Here is a 4,416-nt window from a genome sequence, read left to right on the forward strand (position 1 = left end):
GTTTCCTGGGCTAAGGTTTGGATCACTTCCACCGCCTTGCCGATGGTGACGGAGAGCTGGTCGATCTGCTGCAGGCTGCGGTCGATATTGGCTTGGCCCTGCTTGGCATTGTTCTCCGCGCCTTGCACTTCGCCGGAGGCTTGCTCGGCATTCTTGGCCACATCCTGCACGGCGTATGTGACTTCATTAATAGCGGTGGCTACCTGCTCCATTTGCAGCGCTTGTTGTTGGCTGTCTTGTTGCGACTTAGTGGCCACGCCGCCCAAGGTGTCGGCCGATTGATTGAGCGCCGCCGCCGCTTGCAGCATTTGGCTGATCACCTGGCGCAGCTTGTTGGTGAAAGTGTTGAAGTGGCGGGCGAGGGTGGCCAACTCGTCATTGCCCTCGCTGGCCAGGGTGCGGGTCAGGTCGCCTTCGCCACTGGCGATATTTTCCATCGCATTCACCACCTCGCGCAGCGGCCGGGTAATGCTGCGGCTGATATACAACACCAGCAGGCTCATCAACACGGCAATTGCCAGCCCCATGGCGGAAGCGCGCAGCGCCTGTTCGCGGAACTCGGCCTGCATATCGTCGATATACACGCCCGAGCCCACCAGCCAGCCCCAAGGCTCGAAGAGTTGCACATAGGAAATTTTCGGCACTGGGTCGCTGGCGCCCGGTTTCGGCCAACGGTATTCAACCATGCCCGCGCCTTTGGCCTTGGCGATGGCGACCATCTCGTTAAACAGGAATTTACCGTCCGGGTCTTTGAGGCCGCTAAGGTCTTGCCCCTCCAGCTTGGCGTTCATGGGGTGCATGATCATTTTTGGGCCCAGATCGTTGATCCAGAAATAATCGCCCTTGTCGTAGCGCAGCCCGCGCACTGTTTCCATTGCCTGCTTTTGCGCCTGTTCGCGGGTCAAGGTGCCGGCGGCTTCAAGGCTTTGAAAATAAGTCAGCACGCCAGCGGCACTTTGCACCACATGCTGGGTCTTTTGAACCTTGGCGCTGTATAGGTCACTGTTGATCTGCTGCAGCATTAACAAGCCAAGACTGACCAGCATGGCCACGGCAACAGCCAGGATCAGCCACAGCCGACTCTGAATCGGAAGTTTGCGAAGGCTTTGCATGGGGGGAAACTCCAGACTTTGTTGTTGTAATTAGCCTTGAAGGTAGGCGCTGGTGATGGCTTTGCAACAGTACCGCGTAAATGCCGGCAAAGGCAGCAGCGTCAGCAAGATATGTCTGATAGCATTTCTGCCCCAAAGCGGCATTCCCAAGCGCTCGCTGTTGTGCTTTGAGCTAATTCGCTGTTTTGCTTTTTAGCTCAGTTGTAACGCCTCTGGCCGCATGCTGGTCAGGGTCTTTTCTGCCGACACTCATGTCTGTCGACCACATAAATCTGGCGGTGCAAGCCATCGCCCACGGGGAGAGTTGCATGGATCTTTGGAGCGCTGCGCAGGCGTTGATTTTGGGTATTGTCGAAGGGCTCACCGAGTTTCTGCCGATTTCCAGTACCGGGCACCAGATTATCGTCGCGGACTTGCTGAACTTCGGCGGTGAGCGGGCCATGGCGTTCAACATCATTATCCAGCTCGGCGCCATTCTGGCGGTGGTCTGGGAGTTCCGGAAAAAGATCTTCGATGTGGTCGTCGGCTTGCCCAAAGACCGCAGCGCGCAACGCTTTACCGGCAACCTGCTGATCGCCTTTTTCCCGGCGGTGATTCTTGGCATGATCTTCGCCGACCTGATTCACCACTACCTGTTTAACCCGATTACCGTGGCAGCGGCCCTGGTGGTTGGTGGAGTGATTATGCTCTGGGCCGAAAAGCGCAACCACGTGGTGCACGCCGAAACCGTGGATGAGATGACCTGGAAAGACGCGCTCAAGGTCGGTTTTGCCCAGTGCCTGGCGATGATTCCGGGTACTTCGCGCTCCGGCGCTACCATCATCGGCGGCCTGCTGTTTGGCCTGTCGCGCAAGACCGCCACCGAGTTTTCGTTTTTCCTCGCTATGCCGACCATGGTCGGTGCGGCGGTGTATTCCGGCTACAAATACCGTGACCTGTTCCAGCAAAGCGATTTGCCGGTATTTGCCATCGGCTTTGTCACTGCCTTTATCTTCGCCATGATCGCTGTGCGTGGCTTGCTGAAGTTTATCGCCAACCACAGCTACGCCGTGTTCGCTTGGTATCGCATCGCCTTTGGCCTGCTGATTCTGGCCACCTGGCAGTTCGGTTGGATTGACTGGAGCTCTGCTCAGCCGTAATGGGCCGGGCTGTCTGTTATGTCGCGTGTACCCAGCACCGAGGTTTCGCCGACCGAGCGTTTCGATAGCGCCGAGCAAACCGAGATCACCCGTGATGTGGTGCTGCGTTACCACTATTGCTGGAAGTACCGCGACCTCGACGGGGTGATGGCGCTCTATCACCCTGATGTCGAGTACAACGACTTTTTCCAGAACCGCGTGATGCACCTGGCCGACTTGCGCGACTACGTGCTGGCCACCATGCCGCGTGAGCCGGAAGAGGCGCTGGAACATAGCGACCGTATTCGTATGGACGGCGACACCGCCTTTATTCAATACCGCATCACCTTGCGGGGCGGCGAAGGCCTGGTGTCGTTTCGCACCAGCGAGGCCATTACCGTGCGTGACGGGCTGGTCTGGCAGGTGAATGAATACGCCTCGCTGATGCACGAGAGCCGCGAGGCCGGCCCGCAGGCGGTTGAAAGTCGCCCAGCGATTGCCCGTTTGGGCCTGTCGGCACGCCAGTTGGGCTTTCTTGCCGACGATTTGCAGCACTACTTTCAGCAGCATCAGCCGTATCTGGATGCCGAGCTGAACTTGCAACAAGTGGCCAGCGCCACCGGCTATAGCCGCAATCAGATCTCCTACCTGCTTAACCAAGTGCTGGGGCAGAGCTTCTACCGTTACGTTAACCAGGCGCGCTTGCAGCATTTGCTCGCGGCGTTGGAAAACGCGCCAACGCCGGTGCGCATTGATGAGCTGGCCTTTGCGGCGGGCTTTAACTCGTTATCGGCCTTCTATAGCTGCTTTCGCCAGCACACCGGGCAAACGCCAAAGGCGTATCTAAAAGACCGTGCGGCCAAGCAAATTTCTGCGCGGGCCCGCGCGCAAGACAAGCCAGGAAGCTAGCCACTAGTCTCTGCGCCATCTGTTGGCAAAAGTGACTGGAGCTGGGCATGAGCGCGTGGCGCAACGTAAGTCTGTGGATGGATCAGCTCGAAGAGCCGCTGACCCCGCGTGCACCGCTGGTTGGCACGGTGGAAGCCGACGTGGCCATTATTGGCGCCGGCTACACCGGGCTGTGGACGGCCTACTACCTCAAACGCCAAGCGCCGGAGCTGCGCATTGTGATTGTCGAAGCCGAGATCGCCGGCTTCGGTGCCTCCGGGCGCAACGGCGGCTGGCTGATGGGCAACCTGTTGGGCGAAGACCGTATGCTCGCCGGTTTGCCCGCCAGTGCTAGGCATGAAACCCACGAGCTGCTGCACAGCATTCCCGATGAAGTCGGCTTGGTGCTCGAGCGTGAAGGCATCGACTGCGACTACCGCAAAGCCGGCATTCTCTACACCGCCGCGCGTTATCCCGAGCAGGAAACCAGCCTGCGCAGCCAACTGCAAAGCCTGTACAGCCAAGGCCTGACGGAAGCGGATTACCGCTGGCTGTCAGTCAACGAGCTCAACGAACAGCTGCGCATCGCCACGCCCTATGGTGCTATCCACACCCCGCACTGCGCCACTATTCAGCCAGCCAAACTGGTTCGTGGCCTGGCCCGAACCGTCGAGGCTATGGGCGTAAAACTCTTTGAGCAAAGCCGCGTGACCCATTGGCAACCGGGCGTGGTGCGTACCGAACAGGGCGAAGTGCGCGCCGGCTGGGTGGTGCCAGCAGTGGAAGGCTACTCCGTGACCTTGCCGCCGCTGGGCAACTACCAACTGCCGGTGCAAAGCCTGATCGTCGCCACCGCGCCGTTGCCGGCCGCCACCTGGGCCGAGATTGGGCTGGACCGTGGCCAGGCCTTTAGCGAAGCCAGTCGGCAAGTCACCTATGGCCAACGGACCAAGGATGACCGCCTGGTATTCGGTGCCCGCGGCGGCTACCAATTCGGCGGCAAACTGCGCCACGACTTCAACCTCAGCACCGACGAAGTGGAACTGCGCCGCTACCTGTTCGGTGAGCTTTTCCCCATGCTGAAAAAGGTGCCAATCACCCACTCCTGGGGCGGCAACCTGGGCATGTCGCGCAACTTCCACCCGCACATGATCTGCGACCGTAAAAACCAAGTGGCCCTGGCCGGTGGTTATGGCGGCGAAGGCGTGGGCGCCAGCAACCTCGGTGGGCGCACCCTGGCCAAATTGATCCTTGGTGAAACCAGCGTATTAACCCGCCAGCCGTGGGTGCAGCTCGAT

General features: G+C 59.4%; 4 protein-coding genes. 3 read left to right on the top strand and 1 reads right to left on the bottom strand.

The genetic code is table 11. The annotated features are described in order from the left end of the window. On the bottom strand, nucleotides 1-1,112 hold a 1,112-nt coding region (locus tag AAAB16_RS04465; protein ID WP_340662256.1), incomplete at its 3' end, for a methyl-accepting chemotaxis protein. A 308-nt stretch (nucleotides 1,113-1,420) separates the two neighbouring features. Between AAAB16_RS04465 and AAAB16_RS04470 the strand changes: the two genes are divergently transcribed. The 3 genes from AAAB16_RS04470 to AAAB16_RS04480 all read left to right on the top strand — a co-directional run. Continuing rightward, entirely contained in the window at nucleotides 1,421-2,251 is an 831-nt protein-coding gene (locus tag AAAB16_RS04470) for an undecaprenyl-diphosphate phosphatase (RefSeq protein WP_340662257.1), read from the top strand. Between the two features lie 18 nt (nucleotides 2,252-2,269). Further along, nucleotides 2,270-3,139 (top strand): helix-turn-helix domain-containing protein, encoded by an 870-nt coding sequence (locus AAAB16_RS04475; protein WP_340662258.1) that lies wholly within the window; start codon nucleotides 2,270-2,272, stop codon nucleotides 3,137-3,139. 47 nt (nucleotides 3,140-3,186) lie between these two features. Beyond that, on the top strand, nucleotides 3,187-4,416 hold a 1,230-nt coding region (locus AAAB16_RS04480), incomplete at its 3' end, for an FAD-dependent oxidoreductase (protein ID WP_340662259.1).

This window comes from Pseudomonas sp., from assembly GCF_037994325.1.
GTDB lineage: Bacteria > Pseudomonadota > Gammaproteobacteria > Pseudomonadales > Pseudomonadaceae > Aquipseudomonas.

Excerpts from the sequence above, each read along its gene's own strand:
- AAAB16_RS04470 (WP_340662257.1), top strand. The coding sequence starts at position 1,421 with ATGGATCTTTGGAGCGCTGCGCAGGCGTTGATTTTGGGTATTGTCGAA.
- AAAB16_RS04475 (WP_340662258.1), top strand. The coding sequence starts at position 2,270 with ATGTCGCGTGTACCCAGCACCGAGGTTTCGCCGACCGAGCGTTTCGAT.